The organism is Staphylococcus croceilyticus, from assembly GCF_002902575.1.
Classification (GTDB): Bacteria; Bacillota; Bacilli; order Staphylococcales; family Staphylococcaceae; genus Staphylococcus; species Staphylococcus croceilyticus.
This window is the reverse complement of the sequence record NZ_PPRD01000014.1, coordinates 68,242-93,527: the sequence shown is the minus strand read 5'-3', so window position 1 is coordinate 93,527 and position 25,286 is coordinate 68,242. Positions and strand designations below refer to the sequence as shown.

Genomic DNA, 25,286 nt, shown 5'->3' with positions numbered 1-25,286 from the left:
TTAATCGGAGGTTATATATATGGAAACTTTAGAATTAAAAGGTGCTAAATTACGTTATCACAAAGTAGGAAATGGACCGGTATTAATTTGCATTCCTGGCGCTAACGGCACAGGCGATATCTACATGCCATTTGCACAACAATTAAAAGACAAATTCACAGTTGTTGCTGTAGACCGTCGTGGCTATGGTCAAAGCGAATTAACAGAACCCCTACCAGATGAAGTATCAAACCCAGACAGTCGCTACCGTGTTAAACGCGACGCTCAAGACATCGCAGAATTAGCAAAACACTTAAGCGACGAACCTGTCTATGTATTAGGTTCAAGTTCAGGTGCCATCGTAGCAATGCACGTATTAAAAGAACACTCTGATATTGTTAAACGCATTGCTTTCCACGAACCACCAATCAATACATTCTTACCAAATGCTAAGTATTGGCAAGATAAAAATGCTGAAATTATTGATATTGCTGTCAACGAAGGCATGCCTCAAGCAATGAAATTATTCGGTGAAACATTAAATACTAGTAAACTTGACCAACAATATATGTCTAAACCGGCGCAAGCTGAAGACGACGCTGAAAGTAAAAAACGCTTTGAAGAAATGTTAGGTTGGTTCAAATATGAAATTCGTCAATATACTGAATCAGATATTTCTATCGAAGACTTAAACAAACATAAAGATATCATTACTTTATTAAATGGTACCGCTTCTAGAGATTCATTCCCTCAAGAAGTCAACTTCTACATTTCTGAACAAACTGGCATCAAAATCGTTGATATCCCTGGTGGCCACCTTGGTTATGTTCAAGAGCCAGAAGGTTTCGCAAATGTAGTACTTGAAATGTGGGGATAACCAACATAAAGGAGTGTTCGGACTGTGCTTTTCACAAGAAATAAGCCGTATACGAATGAAACGTTATTAGCGAAAGAAGACATTCTAGAACTGATTCAATTTGAGCGTTTCTGTCGTGATAATTCACTATGGAATAGCATGGCGTCATGTTTCGCTGATGATTCCTACGTTAATATTTCATGGTTTAAAGGAACAGGTCATGAATTCGTTGTTTCTTCAAAAGAGATGAATCGATACGCACCACATCAAATTCATAATTCACAAATTTGGATTAACGACACACGTGCGGTAGCGATTATGCAAGCAACGATTCAAACACGTTTAACGATTCAGAATGTGGAGATGGAACTTCAATCTGATGCCAAGTTAGTTTATTGCGTTGAAAAAGATGACCAAGGTGTTTGGTACATTACGCGTCTTGAATGTATTTATGAAAAAGACAGCTTAACACCGATCAAACCAACGACCATTAATTTACCTAAACAAGATTTTGAAGGCTATCGACAAAGTTACGCATGCTTGTCTTATGCTTTAAATGAAATTGGTTATGACGTAAACAGCGAACTTCAAGGTATTGATCGACCAGATGAGGTCAACGCATATTATGAAGAAATCGACAGTTGGTTAACTTTTAAAGAAAAGGAAGCGTAAATAGATATGAAGAAAATTGATTTACATGCACATTATATTTCACCTGGATTCTCAAAATTCTTAGATAAATATTTCAATGGTAAAGGTGACGGTGTAGCAACACCTGCCTTCTCTCCTGAGGGATATTTAGATTTAATGAATCGTATGGAAATTGAATATGGTGTACTCTCTATTTCAAGCCCTCACATCAGTGCTGCTCCTGATAATGAGATGGTTGAATTAGCGAAAGAAGTAAATGACTATGCGTCTTCTTTCACTCATAAATATCCTGAGCAATTAGGGTTCTTTGCGACATTGCCATTACCGTTAGTGGATGAAAGTATTACGACTATTGATGAAGCGTTGGATCAGCAAGGTGCATTAGGTTTCACTTTACCTACTAATGCACGCGGAATCTATATCGGTGATGACCGTTTAGATAGTGTATTAGCTAAGTTAAATGAACGTCACGCACTCGTTGCATTGCACCCTAATGAACCGAAACCAAATATTGAAGCGATGAGTGAAGTCGTTCCTGCACCATTAATGGAATTCATCTTTGATACAACACGTACTATCATTTATATGAGTCAAAACAATGTGTTCAGTAAGTATCCAAACATTAAGTGGATTGTCCCTCATTGTGGCGCATTATTACCAGTGATTGCGCAACGCGTCGCTATGGGTAATAAGATGTTTGGTAGCGAACGTCAACCTGATGATTTAGAACAAGTAATGAAGGAACTTTATTTCGATTTAGCTGGAAAAGTATTACCCTATCAACTGCCAAATCTTGCTCAATGCGTAGATATGGATAAAATCGTATATGGTTCAGATGCACCATATACAACAGATCAAGTTGTTACAATGTTAGCGGATGAACTTGAATCAACAGAATTAATCTCACGTCACGAACTCGAAAAAATGTTATATGACAATGGTAAACAGTTGATCAAAACAGTTACAGATGGTGAATAATAAATATGGAGGCATAGGTACATTGATACCTATGCCTCCATAATTTATATCTTTATGCTAATATTTCATCCATTGAGCGGTTAACGCTACTTGCATACATATTGCCAAATTTAAGTAAGTGCACCATAAATAAATATAATCTATAAAATTCTAAACGTTTACGTGCGCCTTTTCCAGAAGGATAATGTTTCTCATATTCATCATAAAATTCTTGGGTAAAGCCACCAAACACAGTGGTAATGCCTAAATCAAATTCTCTATCGCCGTAAAATGGTGCTGGGTCGAATAGCGCCGGACGCCCATCCTTAAGGAACATATAATTGCCGCCCCATAAATCGCCATGTAATAACGACGGTTTACTACGATGCGCCTCCAATTCATTTATCATTACAGTACGCACTTGTTCATACACTTTATTATCTTCTTCGTTCCATAGCCCTTTACGCATCAATTCATCTCTTAAGTGATCCATGCGACGTTCCACAAAGATTTCAATCCATGAATCGGACCATGAATTATCGAATGAAATATCCCCGCCTTCATGTGGCAAATCAAATCCAAATTGTCCATCCGATTGTTGTTGACTATGCATCTTAGCTACAAGTTGCCCTAACTCACGTTGACTTCCGCTCGTTCCTTCATCTAAATAGCTTAAGATTAAGTACGCATCACCGTTAATTTCACCATTCGCAATGACGCGTGGCGCTGTTACATCCGCTTCTTCAAACGCATTAAGTCCCGCAATTTCCGCTGCATAGAAAGACTTGTCACGATTGCGTTGAACTAATAAGAAATACGTATCATCTTGCGTCGTTACCTTAAACGCTTCGTTCACATCCCCACCACTCACTGGTGCAATGTCTTGTATATGATCTAACGGTAATTGGTCTTGCCATTCTTTTTTCATGATGTTAGCCTCCTTAGATTTTTTATCAGTATTTAATTATTATATTTCCTGAAAATGCCTCCGCTAATCTTTCACGAAAATCTCTTTATTCAAATTTGTAATTAAAGTTAAGGCAAATTTTCAAACACTAAAGAATTTAACTATGCAATTACTGGTGAAAATGCTAGTCTAATATAAGAATGTTTTTCAATGATATTAAATGAGGATAGTAAGCCTCAAATACAATGAAATAGGAGCATTATTATGTACAAATTAATTAAACCACTTTTATTCAAATTCGACCCTGAAAAAGCACACGGCATGACTATCGACGCTTTGAAGTTTGCACAAAAACAACCTTTCTTATTACCAATCATCCACAAACTATTCACTTATGATAACCCATCACTATCTCAAACCATTAAAGGTATTACATTTAATAACCCTGTTGGCTTAGCTGCAGGTTTCGATAAATCATGTGAGGTACCTAAAGCACTTCAACATGCTGGTTTCGGTGCCTTAGAGTTAGGCGGTATTACACCTAAACCGCAAGACGGTAACCCAAAACCACGTATGTATCGTTTAATTGAAGATAACGCGTTAATTAACCGCATGGGCTTCAATAACATTGGTATGAATAGAGCGTTGTGGAACTTACGTCGTCATGCGTACAACATCCCTGTTGGCTTAAATGTAGGTGTAAATAAAACAACACCTTATAATGAACGCTATCAAGACTACATCAAAGTAATTGATACATTTAAAGCTGATGTCTCGTTCTTCACTGTTAATATTAGTTCTCCAAATACTGAGAATTTACAAAGTTTCCATGATAAAGATGAATTTTCAATGTTATGTCAAGCATTGAAAGATTTTAAAGCTCATACCGAAGTTAATGTTCCTATTTTCTTAAAATTAACTTCAGATTTAGAACTCGATGGTTTTAAAAATATTTTACCAGCGATTACAGAAACATTTGACGGTATGATCTTAGCCAATACTACACGTAAACGTGACGACTTAACATCATCTAATAAAGTGGAAGATGGCGGCCTAAGTGGTAAACCCCTTTTCAAAAGAAACTTAGAGTTAGTGAAATGGGCGTACCAACAAACTAATGGTGAATTCTTAATTATTGGTACAGGTGGTATCTTTAGTGCACAAGATGCAATTCAAATGATGAGAAATGGTGCATCATTAGTACAAATTTATTCATCTTTAGTCATTGAAGGACCTGGATTAACTAAGAAAATCAATAAAGACATCGCGACTTATTTAAAACAAAACAACTATAATAACGTAAGTGAGATTATTGGTTTAGACGCCAAATAATCATAAATATACTTTACTTCCCGACAGAAAGTAATATACTGAAACCAAAGATAAGAAAGTTTATCGGAGGAGTATTGCATGGCTATAGAAGATAAAGAGAAAAATCCAGCTAACCAACAATCAGCGACAAAAGAAACCGAAACTTCTACGCAAAATACCAAACAACATGATGATGACGATAATAGTATTGGCTATAACGGAGAGAAAAAAACTGCCCTCGATCTTGAAATCGAACGTGAATTATTAGAAATGATGGAAAATGAAGATCCTGAACCTGAAAAACAGAAAAAAGGTCTAAAAATAGTCGGCCTTCTTTCTACAGGAATCATCGCAGTTTTAGCTATTATTCGTTTTATCAACCGTACAATATAAAAAATAATTATCCCAACTTGATTTAAAATATAAGCTCAAGTTGGGATATTTTTATGGTATTTAAAATTGTTGAAGAAATGCTTTTGCTTCTTGATTAATCGTTTTAAAATCAATACCTTGTGCCATAGCAGCAAAGACACAACCACAATAACACTGTCTAAAGATATTATAATCATTACACATTTCAATCGATCGCTCATAACCTTTATTTTTCTTAAAGTCGCTTGGTAAATAGCTCACATCATATATATTTTGAACTTCCATACCTAATTCATTAATAAGTTGCGCATTCTTTTTAGGTGATAATGTTAACGCACTACCAAAATAGTCATACCCATATTTCACTGCTGCTTCTGCCACTAATTCTAGACGCATTTCAAAACATGCTGTACAACGTAATCCACCTTCTGGCTCATCAGTTAAACCACGAGATTTTGCCATTTTCATAAATTCATGAGGTTTATATTCCGCTTCAATATATTGAACATTCTGGCCAGTTCGAGCATTAAAATCTTTAACGAATTGTTCTTGAACTTTAGCGCGACGTAAATATTCATTTTTAGGATGAATATTAGGATTAGCAAAATAAATTGCTACATCTGCATATTGTGTTAAATACTCTAGTGTATAGGTGCTACACGGTGCACAACAGCTATGGAGTAGAATTTTAGGACGTAATTCTTGGCGTTCCCATTGATTAATTAACTTTTTCAATACTCTGTCATAGTTAATTTTTTGATTCTTCATTTTCGCTATAATCGGATCAGCTTTTAACATAAAAATACTCCTTAAATATTCTATAAATTAATTATATAATATTTAAGGAGTTTAATATATCAATATTCTTTCTTTATCATTAGTACATAATAGATAAACATTATACCGCCAAATAATAACCCTGAGATACAACACTTCACAAACTGACTTTGAAAATGAGGCGCCTCATGGAAAATATACGGGAAGAGCACCCCAGTTAAAATAAACGTCACTATAGCAAAGTAGAATACTAAAAATATACATTTAATAGCCTTTTTCTTTATTAAATTTTGATATTCTTTTCGAGAGTAAACTTTAGATTCGTCTAAACGATTTCTTCTATTTATATATAATGAAACAATAGTTAATAGCGCAAATAAAACTAAAAGACTTATTGTTCCGAAACTTATTGAATTTTTAGTGGCATCCACAAGAAAACTTATAAAACTTAATATCGCAATAACAATATATGTTAATAAAAACATAATAGCTAGATTATGTTCTAATACGCTTTGTTCACGTTCGTCTCTGCCAGTAGAATTTTGAGTAAACCAGTTAAATAATTTTTCATTAAATTTATTCATTATGCTCTACCCCTTTTTTGTATTCTTTTATAATTTTGCTTTTTCCTAAAAAGTATGCAAGTAATCCAAACATTAAACCAGCTATAATATTTTTGAAGAAAAGCATACCTAATTCAATAGCTTCATGAGAAAAATATAGTTGAATTAAATCGAATAGCATCATAAAAGCGCCAAATATTACTGTTGCTAGCACACAACTCATCTTATGTTTCTTTAATAACTGTTGATATTCTTCTTTAGAATATACACGCTCTTCATCTAGTTTTTTCTTTCTAATACCAATCAGTAAAAATATATTAACCACAAAGAACAGGACAAATATTCCAATGGTAGGAATATTAACACGCTGCACTACAACATCATTAATTAAACTAATTGTTACTAATATTAATAATCCAAAATAAGCAATTAAAAAAGCAGTGGTAAACTGTGCATAAATTTCTTGCTGTTCTCTCTCATCTCGTTCACTTGTAGTTCCGATTACTCGATTAATCATCTTATCTCGAAAATTAGCCATTATTAATCACCTCTAAATCACTAATAGCTTCTTTATGTCAAATATAAACGACACAATTAACTATAATTTGCTGATTTCATAGTGTTATGGTACAATAAATGTAATAAAAAACGCCTAGACAATTTTGAGAGACTGACTAGGTGTAAAAATAAAGGACATATTACTGACTTTTACCAAGCCAATATGTATCTCCAATATCTATTATTGGGCCGACGTTTTCTTAATGGCAGTTAAGAAAACGTTTATTTTTTTTATTTTAATTTAAATATTAAGATAATTAAATAACCCGACATTAATAGAAGTTCATTCATTGGTAGATGAACCATTATATTTATTGTCATCATGATCTCCTCCTCTCACCCAATAGGATTAATAGAGTTGGAGGTACACAATAACGTAATAGGTTCCCTCATTTTTATGATATCAATTATACATCGTATTCCATAGAATAAAATTTAACATTGTATGTAAAATAACATATATCTAATATAGTATAATTTGATTATATATCAATATTATATTATAGTAATTGTAACAAAACGCACTTAGTGTTTTGAGAGGGCTTTAGTTATAAAAATAACTGGATTGCTTATTTATCGGAAGATGAACCATTATATAAATAGTTATCATGATTTCCCCTCACACCCAATGGGAATAATAGTTTTGGAAACATATCATAACGTAATAAGTTCATTTTATAGCTCTTATCATACGAGCAGTAAAAAATACCTAGACTTCTCTAGGTGTAAAAATTAAGGACATATTACTGACTTAAAGCTAAGCCAATATGTATCTCCAATATCTATTATTGGGCTAACGTTTTCTTAACGGCAATTAAGAAAACGTTTATTTTTATATTTATTTATTAATTTCTCTTTGTATAATAGTGGCCGGACCGTGATTCACGATGTCATAAAAGTAATTAATTAAATCTTCTTTAGGTATACGTTGATTGTCTTCTACCCAATGTCTTAAAAAGGATAATCCTGCTCCTGAAACATAGCTCATAAAATATGAAAATGGTATACCGCTTATTTCTCCCTTCATGCTTGTAAAGCTGTTTAAGTAATTATTTAGCAAGCTATATAGTTTTTCATGTAATGTAGAATCTTTACCAACTTTAAACATTAATTGATAAAATTCGATATTTTCTTCAATATGAGAAATTAAAAATTCCATTATTTCTCGTAAATCATCAGTAGTAAATTTGCCTCCACTGTTTTGTTTACTTTCTTCAATAAACACTCTAACTTTTTCCACTTGTTCATCTTCCATTTTTTCTAATAAATCATATTTATCTAAATAATGCGTATAGAATGTACCACGATTAATATCAGCTAAATCAGTAATTTGTTGTACTGTTATTTCATTAAAATTATGTTGATGAAGTAATTCAAGAAATGCTTGTTTAATTGCATTTTGTGATTTTCTAACTCTACGATCTTGAACCATAGTTTAGACCTCTCTTTATACGGTATGTTCTTATACAATTATATCTATTTTGTTGGTTTTCGTACAATGTCCCCTCTGTTGATTGTTGTATGTTCTTACTTTAACCCTTACTATGAAAGTGTATTCGGAAGTGCATTTTCAAAAAAGAAAGGATGAACTAAGATGATAAAAAATAATTTAGGAAATCCAAAATTAGAAGTTACAAATGTGGAAGAAGTAAAAGAAGGATTAAATCATATCGTAGTAGATAGCGTGCAATACGGTAATCAAGAAATGATTATGGAAAAAGATGTACCTGTTACTATGAAAGATGACGAAATATTATATGTAAATGTGTTCCGTCCAAATAAAGATGGTCAATTTCCAGTAGTCATGTCTGCGGACACGTATGGCAAAGATAATAAACCTAAAATTACAAATATGGGGGCTGCTTGGCCAACATTAGGTTCTATTCCTACATCAAGCTTTACTCCTGAAGAATCTCCTGATCCTGGTTTCTGGGTGCCAAATGATTATGTCGTGGTCAAAGTCGCATTACGAGGCAGCGCTGGTTCTAATGGCGTCTTATCTCCTTGGTCTAAACGTGAAGCAGAAGATTATTATGAAGTAATTGAATGGGCGGCTAAACAAGAATGGAGTAACGGTAATATTGGTACAAATGGTGTGTCTTACCTAGCTGTAACACAATGGTGGGTAGCATCTCTAAATCCGCCTCACTTAAAAGCAATGATTCCATGGGAAGGATTAAACGATATGTATCGTGAAGTTGCCTTTCATGGTGGCATACCAGATACTGGATTCTTCCGTTTCTGGATTCAAGGTATCTTCGCAAGATGGGAAGACAATCCAAATATCGAAGACTTAATTCAAGCGCAAAAAGACCATCCATTATTTGATGATTTCTGGAAACAACGTCAAGCACCACTTTCTAACATCACTACACCGTTGTTAACTTGCGCAAGTTGGTCTACGCAAGGCTTACACAATAGAGGTTCTTTCGAAGGGTTTAAACAAGCAAGTTCTGAAAATAAATGGCTTTATGTACATGGTCGTAAAGAATGGGAAAGTTATTATGCTCGTGAAAATCTTGAACGTCAAAAAGAATTCTTCGACTATTATCTAAAAGAAGAAGATAATGATTGGTTAGAAACACCGCATGTGATTTATGAAGTTCGTGACAAATTCTATCGTGGCCAATTCAAAACAGCGGAGAACTTCCCGCTTCCAAACACTAATTATCAAGCTTTATATTTAAATAATTCAGATATGTCACTTAATGAAGAATCTATATCAACAGATGCAGTTGCTAGTTATAACTCAGAAAGTAATGAAGATGAATTACGCTACACATATACTTTCAATCAAGATACAGAACTCGTGGGTAATATGAAATTAAAATTATGGGTAGCTGCTGAAAAAGCAGATGATTTAGATTTATTTGCGGGAATTAAAAAATTAGATCGTAGAGGCAATGAAGTTCACTTCCCTGATTTCAACCATATTGAAAAAGGACAAGTCGCAACAGGCTGGTTACGTGCTTCTCATCGTGAACTTGATAAAACTAAATCTACTATTGCACAACCATGGCATACACATGAACATGAATATAAAGTGAGCCCCAATGAAATTGTGCCAGTTGAAATCGAATTATTGCCATCTGGTACATTATTTAGAGAAGGCGAATCTCTAGTAGTCGTTGTTAAAGGTAACGAAATTATTAAAGGTAATAGCACACCACTACCAAATATGAAAACACGTTACGAACACGAAGAAACTGTAAATAAAGGTAATCACTTAGTTTATACTGGTGGCGATTATGATTCACACTTGATTATTCCAGTGATTGAATAATAGAATTAACCAGTAAGAGAGAAATCAATGCGATTTCTCTCTTTATTAATGTTGCACGATATTATCTTTCTCATCATATTCAGTAACATCACCTTCTGGGGATACGCTATAATAATAAACAACCTTACCACTCTCATCAGTGAGTTTAACTTTAAAATATATTTGCATATATTTTTCTACATCTTTGACATGATATTTTTTAAATCACTGTAGCCTTTCTCTTTTTCGTAGTTTTTGACTTTAGTCATTACCTTGTCAGCTGTTTCTTTACTCACTTTGTTATTATCAAAGTATTTAGTAGACTGCTTATCGAAGTCATCATCTGATTCTTCTATGTCATTACTTTTGCTTTCTTTTGCTTTACTCTCTTTCTTATTTTTATCTTCATCTTCTGATTTACTATCTTCTTCGTCATCTTTGGACTTTGCCATTTCTTTATCTTCATTTTTATCTTTTTGCTCTTTATAATTATCAATTTCTTTATCATTAAATTTCAATGTAATCTCAACTAAACCATTTAAAATTTCATTACCTTTTTTATCTTTAATATTTACGACATTAGTTTTAAATGTTTTGTTTTTATCGTATTTACCTATAGCATAAATTTGAACATCTTCATTTGCACCAAATGGCCCATAATCTTTTGAGCTATCATATTCCCCTTGATTTCTATCATTGATATAAATTTGAATATCATCACTATCAAACTTACTACTATTTTCAATACTTTCAATGCGCACACGTTTTTCTCCAAAATCCTCTTTAACTACTGTGTGTGTTCCAGCCATATTTAAGTAAAGTTTTCCTTGTCGCTCTTTACCATTTACTTTTTTCACTGCAGGCATTGAATAATTGCCCATAGTAAAGTTTCCAACATCTACGACACTTTTCTTTTTCAACTTGATATCATGTTTTTTCCATTATGAGTATAGGTCAGTGTACCTTCATCTTCAGAATACATAGCCACATCTAATCGAGGTATATCATATACATATTTATCAAAGAATACATATTTTTTACCTCTTTTTTCTGCACTAAAAAGTTGTGTTTTTAAATCAGTAGATACAATTGCTCCACTTGAATGACCTACTTTAGCTTCTAATATCGCCTTTCCGATCTTATCTGCATAGCTATTAAGTTGTCCATATTGGTTCAACACATCTATAAAAGCATTGGCCTCTTCTTCTGTTAAATTTTTATTTTTAGATGTTAAGTACTTAGATAAAGTTTTAGCATCCTTATGTTTTATAGCCTGAACAATATGTTCTGCGTCTTTTTCAGGTGATAATTGGTGTTTTAATACAAAGAAAGCCACTAATAAAGAAATAATTAAAGTGACCACTATGATAGAAGAAAGTATATAAATTTTTTTCGATTTTCTCGGTTCATTTTGAAAAGGCGGAACCGAACTAGTCTCTGTGACTAGTCGAGTTCCACATTGTGTACACACTTTCTGGCCCGGAACTATTTTGCTTCCGCAATGTTTACAATAAGCCATGACGTCCACTTCCTAAGATATCCCATAAATACTTCGTACTCCAGAATTGGTTAATAAGTGATGAACCGTAGAAATAAAATACCAAGCTCACGATAATAATAAGAATAATTGAACTGTAAAAACTTGGCACACGCAATAATTGATGTGCACTATATTTAGAAATTAAATAAATACCTGCGCTAATTAATACAAAGAAGGATAATACTATAAGAAGACCGCCAACTTTATATAATTGAAGGAAGATAGAAATTAATCCTAACAACAATATAGAAACTGTAAGTGTATTCACTAATACAAAATCAGAAAGTACTTTCTTAAATGGTATAGGTTGCACTACTGTTAAACGTATAACGGCAAACGTCGCAATACTTACTACACCTGTTAAAATAGCAACACCTACAACTATACGTGCAGTAATTGACGTACGTGTAATACCGAATTCTTCAATGGCATCAGGTATAAATGAATGCACAAATAATCCTACGATAAATAATCCTAGAATAATTAAAGAAATTAATAAAGTATAACTAAAGGCATGTGGACTTTTAATAGTAGCATCATGACTACTAAATGCTTGTCTGAAGAACTGTTTACTTTCATTTAGTACTGCTCTGACTTTAAAAGTAAACGGACCTGGGGCATAGCGTTGTTGATATGATGGGTAACCTTGCGCATATTGCGATTGGTAATGTTCATTTTGATTTACGTTTTGAGAATGAACATTCTGATTTGAATGTACTTCACTTGTACTTTCAGCATTAGGTGTAGATTGTGTTGTTGATGTTACTACTTTCTGAGTATTGCTTTGATTATGATCCAAGTTTGATGATTCTGATGTTGATAGCGTTGATTGTGGAGTTGCAGCGGGCAATTTTGTTCCACATTCTCCGCAGAATAAATCTCCTGGTTGATATGTCTGACCACAATTTGGACATTGCATCTTAATGTACCTCCGAAATATGAAATTTTAAGTTATTATACCATTAAATCATATTGCGTAATATATTATTTTAATAATTTTAAATATAAAAAAGAGATAAGTATGTCATCTCCAATGATGTACACTTATCTCTTCATTATTTTTTATGAAAGTATATTCACTTTATTCTGCTTCTCTAATTTCATCATGAACATCTGCATAATCAATTTCAGTTTCTGTGAATGTCTTATTATCAACTGGGAAATGTTGTTCGAATGTTTCAAAGTTTTGAATTTCTACTTTAACATCATCCACTTCAAAATCTAAGACATGTCCACCAAAGTTGCGGTCATCGTTTGCAAAATGAATATGGAAACCAGCTGAACCAATGCCATGGAATAATTCTGGTGTGAAGAAACCAATAATTGTTCCTTTAATATCTTCACGTGTTTCTTCAGGTTGACGACGTGCAGAATCAATTAAACGTGTATAAGGTGGTTCTTGTTTAGGCATCATACGTACATGCATCTTTTTGAAAGTACCACTAATTTTTACAGCTGAGAACAAATTATCGCTTAACATATGTTCTTTAACTTCGTTTAACACTGTTTCAGAATCTTTATCAGCTGTTTGATACGCTTGATCCGCTTCGAAACGCGTAATTGTAGCATATGGTGTCATTTCGTCACCATTCAATTTCTTAAATTCTTTGTGTTCATTAGCATGATAAGCTTCGCCATTAAGGAAGATAACTTCGCCATTAGAACCAGTTAATGTAGCTAGTCCTGAATCACCATGTTCTAATAACTCATTAATTGTAGCGGTACCTTCTAATAGTCCGGCCATCAATGTACCTAATGTACCGTGTTGATATAATACGTGACTCATATTATTATTCACTCCCGTTGATTTGTTTGCTTAAAATTAGTTTAAAGAATCTGGTAATACGTTTGTAGATAACTTAATGTTATCTTTGTAGTTTACTGGAATATCGATTAATACTGGACCTTCAGTTTCATAGCCTTCTTTAAGTGCAGCTTCAAGTTCTTCTTGGCTTCTTACGCGAAGACCTTTAGCACCAAATGATTCAGCATATTTTACATAGTCAACTGGTCCAAATTCAACACCAGATGAACGGTTGTATTTCATTTCTTCTTGGAATTCTACCATATTATATTTACCATCATTCCAGATTAATTGGATGATGTTTAATTTTTTACGGACAGCTGTTTCAAGATCTTGACCTGAGAATAAGAAACCACCGTCACCTGCAACTGATACAACTTGTGTATTAGGTCGTACTAAAGCAGCTGCGATTGCCCATGGTAACGCCACACCTAATGTTTGCATACCATTACTGAATAATAAGTGTCTAGGGTTATAGCTTCTAAATTTACGAGCCATCCAAATGTAATGACTACCTACGTCTACAGTAACAGTTGTATCGTCAGTTAACGTGTTTTGCAACGTTTCAATGATTTCTAACGGATGCATCACACCATCTTCATGTGTATATTTAATTCCAGTTGCTTCAATAATATCCGCTCTTAATTGTTCTAAATCATCTAAATGTTTTTGATCAATGATTGTGCCATCAATATGTTCTGATAATAATTGGATTGTACCAGCAATATTACCTACTAATTCTTTTTTAGGACGTAAGTAATTAGTAATCTCTGCTTGAACTTCATCAATTACAATAATTTCTGTATCTAATTCTTTATTCCAGTTACTTGCTTCATATTCAATTGGGTCATAACCGATAGTTACTACTAAATCAGCTTTTCTTAATAATTCGTCACCTACTTGGTTACGGAATAAACCAACACGACCAAAGAAGTGATTCTCTAATTCGCGGTTAAGGACGCCAGCACCTTGGAATGTTTCTACAACTGGTAAGTTTGTTTTTTGAACTAATTGACGAATTGCTTCAGTTTCTTTCTCACTTGAACTTCTCATACCTGCAAGTAATACAGGGAATTTAGCTTCTTTAATATCGTTAATAACTTCTTTAATATCATCTACTGATGGAACGCCTAAACGTGGTTGTTGGCATAAATCAATAGCTTTTGATTGTACAGGAGCTGAAATAACGTCTTGTGGAATACTGATGAAACTTGCACCATTTTTACCTGAAGTAGCAGTACGAATTGCATTAGTCATAACTTCAGATAATGATTCAGGATCTTGAACTTCTGCACTGTATTTAGTAGATGATTTCAATAATGAAACATTATCTACCGCTTGGTGCGTTTGACGTAATAAGTCATTACGTTTAACTTGACCACCAATTGCTAAAACAGGGTCCCCTTCTGAAGTCGCTGTTAATAATCCAGTTGTTAAATTACTTACCCCAGGACCACTTGTTACTAAAGCTACACCTGGATTACCTGTAATACGTCCTACACCTTGAGCCATCATAGCCGCATTTTGTTCATGACGTGTTACGATAAGTTCTGGACCATCATCTTCTAAAGCATTAAATAGATAATCAATTTTCGCTCCAGGAATCCCAAATACATAATCAACGTTATTATTTTTCAAAGTATCAATGACCATATCCGCAGCAGAATAATTTTCTTTAGTCATTTACATTCATATCCTTTCAAACAATCTTTTAGTTTTATATAAAAAAGAAGCCACATTACACATGTCTATTTTTTAAGGGAAAAAGAGGGAAAGACTTAGTTACATGTTTATTGCGGCTTCTTTATATTTAAGTTACTTCATTATTTCAATGTTGCATTGTAATCTCAGTTAAATAAGCATATACAAATGTGAGATGGGAGTCTTCTATTTTATATGTCATTCTTGTGTAAACAATTCACTTCTACATAGTGACTATTGCTTCTTACAATCTTTTAGGGGAATGATTGTAAAACACATGGATAGAAACATTTGAATATGATGTAACTTCATTACGTTTTATATTATAGTACGCTTTGATGTATTAATAAAATACATATTTTCGATAGAAACCATTCCATTTTGGAATAGGTCAACTAACTTTAAACAATTTATACGTATTTTTTCACTTTAAAAGGTCTAATCACTTGACTTATCGATAATTATTAGAGTGCTATTAGAGACAATAATCATACTTTTTATCTTTTTGGTGTTATTTTATACTTTTTTATTGTTTTTATTTCTTTTATATCTGATATAATCAAGTCTATCATTTAAAATTTACTTGTTAGGTTATGTCATTTTATAAAAAGTAAGAAAACTTGAAATTTTCTGAAATTTTAGACAAAATATCAAGTTTTTGTGCTATGATAATACATGTCAATTAATTAACAAGTTATTAAATAGAGAGAACAAAATATTCAGTGGAGGTTCATCATCATGGCCAATGTTTTCAAAAATTTTACCAGAAAAGAAGATCCCACTATCTATCAAAGTAAAGATGGACACTTAAAACGTACTTTACGTGTTCGAGATTTTCTTGCATTAGGTGTAGGTACTATCGTATCAACAGCTATTTTCACCCTACCTGGAGTTGTAGCTGCTGAACATGCAGGACCTGCAGTATCATTATCATTCTTATTAGCTGCTATCGTAGCTGGTTTAGTAGCTTTTTCATATGCAGAAATGGCGTCAACAATGCCATTTGCCGGTTCGGCGTATTCATGGATTAACGTATTATTTGGAGAATTTGCTGGATGGGTAGCCGGTTGGGCACTTCTAGCCGAGTACTTCATTGCCGTCGCCTTTGTAGCTTCCGGTTTCTCCGCTAACTTGCGCGGACTTATTTCACCATTAGGTATTGTCTTACCTAAGTCATTGTCTAATCCTTTTGGTGCTGACGGTGGCGTTATTGATATTATCGCTGCACTCGTGATTATTATTACAGCTATTATCTTATCTCGTGGTGTGACAGAAGCAGCACGTGTGGAGAATGTTTTAGTTATTTTAAAAGTATTTGCAATTGTTTTATTCGTAATCGTGGGCTTAACAGCTATACATGCTTCAAACTATGTGCCATTTATTCCTGAACATAAAGTAACAGAAAACGGTGACTTCGGTGGATGGCAAGGTATTTATGCTGGGGTATCAATGATCTTCTTAGCATATATCGGATTTGACTCAATCGCTGCAAACTCTGCAGAAGCGATTAATCCAGAGAAAACAATGCCTCGTGGTATCTTAGGTTCTTTAGCAGTAGCGATTGTATTATTCGTAGCAGTAGCATTAGTATTAGTAGGTATGTTCCACTATTCTAGATATGCAGGTAACGCTGAACCTGTAGGCTGGGCGTTACGTCAAAGTGGACATGGTATTATTGCAGCAGTCACACAAGCGATTTCAGTTATTGGTATGTTTACTGCCTTAATCGGTATGATGTTAGCTGGTTCACGTTTACTTTACTCATTTGGACGTGACGGCTTATTACCTTCTTGGTTATCAAAATTAAATCATAATCATTTACCAAATAGAGCACTTTTAATCTTAACAATTATCGGTGTGTTAATCGGTTCAATGTTCCCATTCGCGTTCTTAGCACAATTAATTTCAGCAGGTACATTAGTTGCATTCATGTTCGTATCTCTTGCAATGTATAGCCTAAGAAAACGTGAAGGTAAAGACTTACCAGTACCAGCATTTAAAGTGCCAGGTTTCCCAGTATTACCAGTTATCACATTTATTCTTGTTTTACTTGTATTCTGGGGCTTAAGCTTCGATGCTAAACTTTATACTTTAATTTGGTTCCTTGTAGGTATTGTTATTTACACGTTCTATGGTGTAAAACACTCTAAGAAAAATGAGGAAAAAGATTACATCGTACCTAAAGACTAAATATTATATGAAAAGCGGTAGGCGAAATGCCTACCGCTTTTTTCAGACACATACAAATGCCTATCTCAAATCTCGAGATAGGCTTTATTAATGTCTATAGCTCTTTTACCAACCTTGGCCTTCGATACTATAATTATCTAATTGTCCTTTTTCTAATGCTTGTAGAGCATCTTCAATAACATCTAAAGCGTGATCAAGTTGTTCATACGTAATAACTAATGGCGGTTGGAAGCGTAGTACATTGCCTGCTACTGCGATAATGACGACGCCATGGTCAAAACAGTAATTGCAAATCTTCAGCGCTTCTTTAGATACTCTGGTCTTCGCTTGTTTATCTGACACAATATCAATACCAATTGATAAACCTATACCTCGTACATTGCCTACATAATGATATTTCTCTACCCATTGATCCATGCGCTGACGTACGTGGTGTCCCTTTTCAGAACTAGCAGTTAACAGATTGTCTTCTTCAATCATCCCCAGGGTTGCTAAAGCCGCTTCACAACTTACTGGGTTTGCACCAGTTGTAAACAGGTGAGCTGGGGCTTCTAGGCTATCGATAATTTCCTTACGTCCCACGATAGCTGACATCGGTAAACCGCCAGCCAATGATTTACCGAACGTAATTAAATCTGGCGTAAAGTTGAAATGCTCTACCGAACTCCAAGTACCTGTGCGACCAAGCCCTTGTTGAATGTCATCTACCGCAAGTAAAATGCCATGTTCGTGACACAAAGCTTCAAGTGCTTTGAAATAACCTTCTACCGGTTCAAGTAAGCCTCCGTCGCCTTGAATCGTTTCGACTACGATACACGCCACTTCTTCAGCCGGCACATATTTTGCAAACATTTCTTTAAGCGGAGCGAGATATTCTTCGATTGTATTCGCATTTGGTTGTTCATACATCCCTCTATATTTATCTGGAAAAGGAATATGGTAAAAGCCATTAAGCAATGGGCCATAGTGTTTACGCATATTCAAACTAATCGCCGACATAGAGAGTGAGCCAAACGTTGACCCATGATACGCATTTGTAAAACTAATGATATAAGGACGCCCTGTATATGCGCGTGCAAATTTAATAATTCCATCATTGGCATCCGAGCCACTCAATCCAAACGTTACACGTTTTTCATAATCCCCTGGCGCAATTTCACATAGTTTTTTAGATAACTTAACTGCTGGTTCATGGTACATGTAAGCAGGCGTATAATGAATAAACTTCTCCGCCTGTTTTTTAATCGCATCAGTGACACGTTTCGGTGCATGTCCCACATTTTGAGAACTTGCACTGGAAAGTAAATCAATGTATTCTTTCCCATCCACATCGACTAATGTTGCCCCGTATCCATGATCAATGGCTAACGGATAATATTTAATTCTCCCAGATGCTGCAAAATATCGTCCGTCTTCATTAATTAATTCCTCTGCCTTACTCATGATTACTCATCCTCCCATAACGTGCTATCCCATATACTTTTATATTTTTGAAAAGTTTGGCATTTGCAATCAACTTCTTTTAATGATAGTAATCAATATCTTACTAATAATTATCAGATTTGTAAATATATTCTGAATACTTAAAATAATAAAAACTAACTAATATTAAATATAAAAAAGAAGCAGGATAGAAATTAAAAATAATTTCGTCGTCCTGCTCCGATAAAGATAACTGATATTGAAAAAGGGCTTAATATAAGTGTACTTTTAATTCAGCTGGCTATTATCAAAAAATTAATTGAGACTGAAACATTTATTTTGTTTCGACTTCTTTCTAATTACTTTCGTATGGGATAACATCATCGCCATATTCTTTTTTAATATAATCTTTTATTTCTTTAGATTGCATCACTTTTAATAATTCTTGGAACTTTTTATCATTTTTATGTCCCTCTTGAACTGCGATAATGTTGGCAAATGGTGATGATTTACCTTCCATTACAATTGCATCTTTAGACGGTTTTAAACCATTATCAATGGCATAGTTGGAATTCATAATGACTGCTGCACCTTCACCGTTTTTATATGTTTTAGGTAAAAACTCAGCACCTTGTTGATGATTAAATTTTAAATTCTTTTTATTTTCAGCAATATCTTCAAACTTAGCATCTTCAATTTTGACACCTTTTTTCAACTTAATCAGACCTTCATCTACAAAAAATGATAAAAATCGTCCTTCCTCTGCAGGGTTATTTGAAACATAGATGGTTGATCCTTCAGGAATATCTTTCAAATGTTTATATTTTTTACTATAGACACCCATTGGCGTTGTAAATACTTTACCTAATTCTTCTATTTTATAGCCATGACTTTTCTTCTCAGCTTTTAGATACGGTACGTGTTGGAAGAAGTTAGCATCTACATCGCCTTTATCTAATAATTTATTTGGTACTTTATAATCATTAACCTCTTTAACTTCTAGATCATAACCCTTTTTCTTTAATTGTTCTTTAGCTTTCTTCAACACATCTCCATGGGGTGCAGGTGAAGCAGCAACTGTGATTGTCTTATCATCCTCTTTATCTTTGCCACATCCTGCTAACACGATAATTAAAACTAAAATACTGATCATACTTAACCATTTTCTCATGTATATCGACACCTCTTTTTTAAAATGATTCAACTACACTTCAACTCTTAAATAGTTAGAAGACATAAAAAAATACTTTCTATTATTTAAGAGAAAGTATCGATACACTTTCTCTTATCTCTTAAAGTATTGTCTACTTTATGTGAATTAGCACCATTTCGTTACACGACGGTTGCTGGGCTTCTTAGGGCACATCCCTCCACCACTCTTGATAAGAGTTAACAAGTTTTATTGAATTGATATTATATTAGCATTAGAGATAAACAGAATCAATATATTTTTAGAATATTCTAACAAATAAATGTGTAATTGATAATTATATAGGGAATAATAATTTAAATTGCCAAAAAGGAAGGACCATTATGTTACGCTACGCCTACCACTTACTCAGTGCTTTGTTTATCAGTATAATTTTGCTTATTACAATGGCAGTTATAGATGTGTTAGCACAGTCGACTCATTTAACATTATTACTAATTAATATAGATTTTCTTGCAGATCCGAGTAAAACACCATTAATTCTTGAATTACTAATCCATGTATTTATTGGTTTTATCATTTATATTATTTTCTTAGCGATTTATCATGTTTCTAAACCATTCTATAAAATCAGTTACTTTTTATTATTCATTGTTTTTGCGGTATTATACCCCCTATTAATTGTTATGGCTCAACGCTCATTTTTCCACTTTAATTGGGGAGAATATGGTTTATGGATGATTGCGCACTTGATTTTTATGATTTTAATGGCTTTTGCAATTCCTTACTTTTCAAAAAAGAAATTCTAAAACAACTACATGAAAATCTTAAAAAAATCTTTACTATCATTAACTTATATTTACAAACTATCGTTTCTTTAACTTAGGTTAAAAATTCAATATTGTTTACTTTAAACCCCTATTCAATTGTTATATCAGTGCTACACTAAAGCTGTAAATGATAATAAATGAAATGGGGTTTTCAATGTGAAGAAGGTCTCTTTAATTGCATCAACTGTTTTAACTAGTACAGTATTACTAACTGTAGCAAATCCAGCTCATGCATCTGCTTCAGAAGTTGTAACACAAGATAATGCCCAACAAGTTGCAACGATGGCGATGTCAAACAGTGGAGGCAACCCTAATTTACAAAACTTCGAAAAAGCAGTAGATAAAGGCGATTACTATGAAATCGTTAGTCAAAATAAATTGAATGCCGGTAATGGTATTTACAGAGTTTACAAAACTGGCGAAGTAGATTATAAAAACGATAAATATAGCCAATTTAGTAGACTCCAAGATGGCGAAACACACGCTGAACATGGCATTGCCAAAGCAGCTGAAGTAGAACCTCAACATAAAGGGAAATCTAAAGTTGCATCAGTAGATTGTGCACGTGAACTTAACGCATACTATGTAGGAAATGTTGATTCTTCAGAAGTTCCTTCTGCCAAACAAGTCAAAGCGCACACATCAAAACAACATGCCTCATATAAAACTTTGCCTCAAACTGGCGAAGGACAACATGAACCTACTAGTCAATTATTCGGTAGCTTATTCCTCTTATTAGGAAGCGCCTTAATGATAAATAGAGCAAACAAAAAAGTTTCATAATATAAAAAGTACGCCTTTCAACCACATCAGTTGAAAGGCGTAACTTATGTCATTATTGATTATCTTGATTGCTTTGTTTGTCTTTGTTGTCATTACCTTGGCTATTTTCACTATCAGAATCTTTGTTATTGTCTTTTGATTCTTGTTCTACACCTTCAGGATCTTGCTCTTTCGCATTACCTTTTTTAGGATTGTAGTTTGCACCTTGAGTATATTCATTACCAGCGTTCCATAATAAGAATTCATTCACACCATTATCTTTCAATGCTTGTACCTGTTCTGAAACTTGTTTAGCATCATAATCGATATAATTACCGCTACCTAAGTATGAAGCTGTGAAATCTTGAATCCATGGACGAGAAATAGGTTTATCTTTACCAAGTGTATCCAATAAGTTATTTTCTTTTTGAATGTAACGGTTAACTGTTTTATATGGCTCAGTGTCAGGTGCTTGTAAACCGAAATCGCCATTGCTCCAGTGAGATGGATAAATCATTGATGAAATCGCATCTACATTTTTAGAGATTTTAGGGAAACTTTGACCAATACCTGGTGCATCTTTAACTAATGCAGAGTAACCGAATACGTCAGCAGAAACATTTACACCCATTGGTTTTAATTCTTTATTCGCATGTTCTAAGAATTTAGTAATCGTATCAACACGTTGATCTCCAGAACTTAATTTACTATTTTTATAGTCCCCTTTGTTGTATGTTAAACTGTCTGCTTCATTTTCAAATCCTTCTGGGAAACGTACATAGTCAAATTGAATGTCTTGGAAACCAGCTTTAGCAGCCGCTTTAGCTACTGTGATATCGTAATCCCAAACTTCTTTCATAAATGGATTAATAAAGCTATCGCCTTTACCATTTGTCCATACTGAGCCATCACTATTTTTAAATGACCATTCAGGATGTTCATTTGCCAATTTAGTATCTTTAAACGTTACGATACGTGCAATTGGATAAATATTGTTATCATGTAATTTTTCCAACAATTTCTTACCATCAACAATATCTAATGTATTTTTGTCTACATTTTTATTACCAGTATTTAATTTCATCGTAATGTTACCTTCGTCATCTTTTACGTCGATAACCATTGTATTCAACTTAGAATCTTTGATGAATTTAATTAGCTCATCTAATTTTTCACCTTGTGTTGAATTACTAGTAACATAAATACCTTTAACGCCATCTTTAGGATATTCGACTTTGTTAGAATTATCGTTCTTCTCGTTATTCTTTTTCAACTTGTCACTTTGACTATTACTAGATGATTGTTCGTTCTTTTGGTTGTCCCCTTTTTGTCCACTATCAGAAGAATTATCTCCATTACTACAAGCGGCGAGTAACAAAGCACTTGTTGTTAGTACAGCAAATATTTTGTTCTTTTTCATTCCCTTAGCCTCCGAAAATTAATTATATGTATAATTAGGCTCTCATTATTTAGAATAGTAAGCGATTTGTAAGGTTTAAAATATCCTAAATAAAAGAACCCAACTTTTATCTAGAATAGCATACTTTTATTAAGAATATTCAATCATATAAAATTTTATAAAATAAATTGTCTAATGATTGTATATTTTTAAATCCAAACAATATTAATAGTGTCCTCAGATATTTAATTCTTTATAAATATGACGAGCATTATCAATCAGCCATTAGATTTCATCAATGTGATATAGAGGGACATGATATTTTTCATGTAATCGCAATGATAAAGTTGACTTACCTGATCCTGGACTTCCAATAACTAAAATACGATAATTCATCATTTCTCCTTCATATAGTTTATTTTTTTAAAATCAATTCTTTAAATAAGTACAATTTATTGAACTATAAACTGTTAATTAAGAATTTTCAATAAATATAAGTTATTTAGCTTGAGAATGTAATTGATTTTTATCATAATAAATATGAAAGTTAATTAAAGGAGTGGAAAGAGTAATGAATAAAGAACAATTAGAAAAAGTATCTAAAGGAAAAGGATTTATCGCAGCATTAGACCAAAGTGGCGGTAGTACTCCTAAAGCTTTAAAAGAATATGGTGTCAATGAAGATCAATACAGCAACGATGACGAAATGTTCCAACTTGTACACGATATGCGTACTAGAGTTGTTACTTCACCTTCATTCTCTGCAGACAAAATTTTAGGTGCGATTCTTTTCGAACAAACAATGGATCGCGAAGTTGAAGGCAAATATACTGGCGACTACTTAGCTGATAAAGGCGTTGTTCCTTTCTTAAAAGTCGACAAAGGTTTAGCTGAACAACAAAACGGTGTTCAATTAATGAAACCTATCGACAACTTAGATGAAACTTTAGACCGTGCGGTAGAACGTCACATCTTCGGTACTAAAATGCGTTCAAATATCTTAGAATTAAATGAACAAGGTATTAAAGACGTTGTTGAACAACAATTTGAAATCGCTAAAAGAATCATTGCTAAAGGTTTAGTACCAATCATCGAACCTGAAGTAAACATTAATGCTAAAGACAAAGCTAAAATTGAAGAAGTATTAAAAGATGAACTTAAAAAAGGTTTAGATGCTTTAAACGATGATCAATTAGTAATGTTAAAATTAACTATCCCAACTAATGCTAACTTATACAAAGAATTAGCAGATCATCCAAATGTTGTACGTGTAGTTGTATTATCAGGCGGTTACAGCAGAGACGAAGCTAACAAATTATTAAAAGATAACGACGAATTAATCGCAAGCTTCTCACGTGCATTAGCAAGTGACTTACGCGCTAGCCAATCACAAGAAGAATTCGACAAAGCATTAGGCGAAGCAGTAGACTCAATCTACGACGCATCAGTAAATAAAAACTAAGGCGCGTAAGTGAGCGCTTAGGTTTTGAGCAGAACCGAAAAGTGAGCAAAACTGTTCTTCAAGTTTTGTCGAGCTTTGAGTATTTCTGCCGAAAAAACCTGCTCACTGTAGCCCGATTATCATTCCGGCGAAGTTCATTACTTCGCTCGAAAGTAAATGAAATGCCGACTGGTTCAATTGGACCAGTCGGCATTTTTAATATCTACTTCCATATGCCCCCAGAAGAATTATTTATAGATTTTTTCTAATTTTTCTTTAGTTTCTTCAATTAATGCATCTAATTCTTTTTTCTTTTTTTCATCTTGCATTGCACTTTGGCTAGCTTTCATAAAACCATGGAAGACTTCTTGTAATTGTTCACGAGATGCTTTCATTTGTTCAAAATCTACATTTTTGAATTTTTCTAAGCGTTGTGTAAATTCATCTTGATCAATATTTTCTTCTAAAAATTGTTTACCTTCATCTGTAATAGTATAGATTTTTTTATTACCTTCTTTTGAAATTGATACGAATTCTCTGTCTTCTAACATTCGTAAAATAGGATAAACTGAACCTGGACTTGGTGAATAAAATCCTTTAAAACGTTCTTCTAAATCTTTAATAATTTGATAACCATGGCGTGATTCTTCTTCTAACATTTTTAAAATAACAAATTGTAAATTTCCTTTTTTGAAGAATCTATCACGTCCACCTCGGCCACCAAAGCCTTCAAAACCTCTAGGTCCTTTACCTCCATCAAATTGTTCAAATCTTTGCATACCTTGTCTCATATCTTGCATATGTCTTCTAAACATCATATTAATCACCTTTTCTTTAATTATTATTCAATTACT

At 33.5% G+C, this 25,286-nt stretch carries 25 protein-coding genes and 1 riboswitch; of the genes, 10 read left to right on the top strand and 15 right to left on the bottom strand.

Annotated elements, in window-relative coordinates:
* Positions 1-19: 19 nt before the first annotated feature.
* From CD128_RS03555 to CD128_RS03545, 3 genes are read left to right on the top strand one after another with little or no spacing between them, the layout of a single operon-like run.
* A complete protein-coding gene (locus CD128_RS03555; protein ID WP_103328707.1) occupies positions 20-856 on the top strand; it encodes an alpha/beta fold hydrolase in 837 nt (278 codons plus the stop codon).
* A 24-nt stretch (positions 857-880) separates the two neighbouring features.
* Positions 881-1,507, top strand: a complete 627-nt coding sequence (locus CD128_RS03550) for a nuclear transport factor 2 family protein (RefSeq protein ID WP_103328706.1) — start codon at positions 881-883, stop codon at positions 1,505-1,507.
* A gap of 6 nt (positions 1,508-1,513) precedes the next feature.
* Positions 1,514-2,464 carry an amidohydrolase family protein gene (locus CD128_RS03545; protein WP_103328705.1) on the top strand — a complete coding sequence of 317 codons (951 nt, stop codon included), beginning with the start codon at positions 1,514-1,516 and terminating at the stop codon, positions 2,462-2,464.
* 52 nt (positions 2,465-2,516) lie between these two features.
* Here the strand turns inward: CD128_RS03545 and CD128_RS03540 are convergent, their stop codons facing one another.
* Positions 2,517-3,371, bottom strand: coding sequence for a fructosamine kinase family protein (locus tag CD128_RS03540; RefSeq protein ID WP_103328704.1), 855 nt, complete (start codon positions 3,369-3,371; stop codon positions 2,517-2,519).
* Positions 3,372-3,614: 243 nt separating this feature from the next.
* On the opposite strand from CD128_RS03540, the gene CD128_RS03535 reads away from it, so the two are divergent.
* Both CD128_RS03535 and CD128_RS03530 read left to right on the top strand, forming a co-directional pair.
* On the top strand, positions 3,615-4,682 hold the full coding sequence (locus CD128_RS03535) for a quinone-dependent dihydroorotate dehydrogenase (protein WP_103328703.1): 1,068 nt from the start codon (positions 3,615-3,617) through the stop codon (positions 4,680-4,682).
* A gap of 78 nt (positions 4,683-4,760) precedes the next feature.
* A complete protein-coding gene (locus tag CD128_RS03530) occupies positions 4,761-5,054 on the top strand; it encodes a hypothetical protein (protein WP_103328702.1) in 294 nt (97 codons plus the stop codon).
* A gap of 60 nt (positions 5,055-5,114) precedes the next feature.
* Here CD128_RS03530 and CD128_RS03525 read toward each other — a convergent pair whose 3' ends face one another.
* The 4 genes from CD128_RS03525 to CD128_RS03510 all read right to left on the bottom strand — a co-directional run bounded on the left by CD128_RS03525 (position 5,115) and on the right by CD128_RS03510 (position 8,363).
* Positions 5,115-5,831: an epoxyqueuosine reductase QueH gene (locus tag CD128_RS03525; RefSeq protein WP_103328701.1), complete on the bottom strand. Its 717-nt coding sequence runs from the start codon at positions 5,829-5,831 to the stop codon at positions 5,115-5,117.
* A 59-nt stretch (positions 5,832-5,890) separates the two neighbouring features.
* Positions 5,891-6,394: a DUF3278 domain-containing protein gene (locus CD128_RS03520; protein WP_103328700.1), complete on the bottom strand. Its 504-nt coding sequence runs from the start codon at positions 6,392-6,394 to the stop codon at positions 5,891-5,893.
* Positions 6,387-6,911, bottom strand: a complete 525-nt coding sequence (locus CD128_RS11790) for a DUF3278 domain-containing protein (RefSeq protein ID WP_135350988.1) — start codon at positions 6,909-6,911, stop codon at positions 6,387-6,389. The genes CD128_RS03520 and CD128_RS11790 overlap by 8 nt, the downstream gene beginning before the upstream one ends.
* 858 nt (positions 6,912-7,769) lie before the next feature.
* Positions 7,770-8,363 (bottom strand): TetR/AcrR family transcriptional regulator, encoded by a 594-nt coding sequence (locus tag CD128_RS03510; protein WP_103328699.1) that lies wholly within the window; start codon positions 8,361-8,363, stop codon positions 7,770-7,772.
* A 162-nt stretch (positions 8,364-8,525) separates the two neighbouring features.
* Between CD128_RS03510 and CD128_RS03505 the strand changes: the two genes are divergently transcribed.
* Positions 8,526-10,214, top strand: a complete 1,689-nt coding sequence (locus CD128_RS03505) for a CocE/NonD family hydrolase (RefSeq protein ID WP_103328698.1) — start codon at positions 8,526-8,528, stop codon at positions 10,212-10,214.
* A 45-nt stretch (positions 10,215-10,259) separates the two neighbouring features.
* On the opposite strand, the gene CD128_RS11990 is transcribed toward CD128_RS03505, so the two are convergent.
* The 6 genes from CD128_RS11990 to alsS all read right to left on the bottom strand — a co-directional run bounded on the left by CD128_RS11990 (position 10,260) and on the right by alsS (position 15,220).
* Positions 10,260-10,382 carry a hypothetical protein gene (locus CD128_RS11990; RefSeq protein ID WP_269458895.1) on the bottom strand — a complete coding sequence of 41 codons (123 nt, stop codon included), beginning with the start codon at positions 10,380-10,382 and terminating at the stop codon, positions 10,260-10,262.
* A gap of 8 nt (positions 10,383-10,390) precedes the next feature.
* Positions 10,391-11,113, bottom strand: a complete 723-nt coding sequence (locus tag CD128_RS03500; RefSeq protein WP_135350987.1) for a zinc ribbon domain-containing protein — start codon at positions 11,111-11,113, stop codon at positions 10,391-10,393.
* Positions 11,110-11,712, bottom strand: a complete 603-nt coding sequence (locus tag CD128_RS03495; protein ID WP_103328696.1) for a TcaA second domain-containing protein — start codon at positions 11,710-11,712, stop codon at positions 11,110-11,112. Before CD128_RS03495 ends, CD128_RS03500 begins: the two co-directional genes overlap by 4 nt.
* Positions 11,699-12,652, bottom strand: coding sequence for a zinc ribbon domain-containing protein (locus tag CD128_RS03490; protein WP_103328695.1), 954 nt, complete (start codon positions 12,650-12,652; stop codon positions 11,699-11,701). The genes CD128_RS03495 and CD128_RS03490 overlap by 14 nt, the downstream gene beginning before the upstream one ends.
* A gap of 162 nt (positions 12,653-12,814) precedes the next feature.
* Positions 12,815-13,519, bottom strand: coding sequence for an acetolactate decarboxylase (budA, locus tag CD128_RS03485; RefSeq protein ID WP_103328694.1), 705 nt, complete (start codon positions 13,517-13,519; stop codon positions 12,815-12,817).
* Between the two features lie 36 nt (positions 13,520-13,555).
* The gene (gene alsS, locus CD128_RS03480) at positions 13,556-15,220 is read right to left on the bottom strand and encodes an acetolactate synthase AlsS (protein WP_103328693.1); all 1,665 of its coding nucleotides are present in this window, start codon (positions 15,218-15,220) and stop codon (positions 13,556-13,558) included.
* Between the two features lie 756 nt (positions 15,221-15,976).
* Between alsS and CD128_RS03475 the strand changes: the two genes are divergently transcribed.
* Positions 15,977-17,428, top strand: a complete 1,452-nt coding sequence (locus CD128_RS03475; protein ID WP_103328692.1) for an APC family permease — start codon at positions 15,977-15,979, stop codon at positions 17,426-17,428.
* 105 nt (positions 17,429-17,533) lie between these two features.
* Here CD128_RS03475 and CD128_RS03470 read toward each other — a convergent pair whose 3' ends face one another.
* A complete protein-coding gene (locus CD128_RS03470; RefSeq protein ID WP_103328691.1) occupies positions 17,534-18,871 on the bottom strand; it encodes an aspartate aminotransferase family protein in 1,338 nt (445 codons plus the stop codon).
* 334 nt (positions 18,872-19,205) lie between these two features.
* A complete protein-coding gene (locus CD128_RS03465; RefSeq protein ID WP_103328690.1) occupies positions 19,206-20,021 on the bottom strand; it encodes a MetQ/NlpA family ABC transporter substrate-binding protein in 816 nt (271 codons plus the stop codon).
* Positions 20,022-20,132: 111 nt separating this feature from the next.
* A riboswitch (SAM riboswitch) is annotated at positions 20,133-20,239 on the bottom strand.
* Positions 20,240-20,383: 144 nt separating this feature from the next.
* On the opposite strand from CD128_RS03465, the gene CD128_RS03460 reads away from it, so the two are divergent.
* Positions 20,384-20,809: a hypothetical protein gene (locus CD128_RS03460; protein WP_103328689.1), complete on the top strand. Its 426-nt coding sequence runs from the start codon at positions 20,384-20,386 to the stop codon at positions 20,807-20,809.
* A 177-nt stretch (positions 20,810-20,986) separates the two neighbouring features.
* On the top strand, positions 20,987-21,613 hold the full coding sequence (locus CD128_RS03455) for an LPXTG cell wall anchor domain-containing protein (RefSeq protein WP_103328688.1): 627 nt from the start codon (positions 20,987-20,989) through the stop codon (positions 21,611-21,613).
* A gap of 52 nt (positions 21,614-21,665) precedes the next feature.
* On the opposite strand, the gene CD128_RS03450 is transcribed toward CD128_RS03455, so the two are convergent.
* Entirely contained in the window at positions 21,666-23,012 is a 1,347-nt protein-coding gene (locus CD128_RS03450; protein ID WP_103328687.1) for a putative glycoside hydrolase, read from the bottom strand.
* Positions 23,013-23,562: 550 nt separating this feature from the next.
* Here CD128_RS03450 and CD128_RS03440 point away from each other — a divergent pair.
* Complete coding sequence (locus tag CD128_RS03440) at positions 23,563-24,453, top strand: fructose bisphosphate aldolase (RefSeq protein ID WP_103328686.1); 891 nt, start codon at positions 23,563-23,565, stop codon at positions 24,451-24,453.
* 227 nt (positions 24,454-24,680) lie between these two features.
* On the opposite strand, the gene CD128_RS03435 is transcribed toward CD128_RS03440, so the two are convergent.
* Positions 24,681-25,247 (bottom strand): PadR family transcriptional regulator, encoded by a 567-nt coding sequence (locus CD128_RS03435; protein WP_103328685.1) that lies wholly within the window; start codon positions 25,245-25,247, stop codon positions 24,681-24,683.
* Between the last annotated feature and the right edge of the window lie 39 nt (positions 25,248-25,286).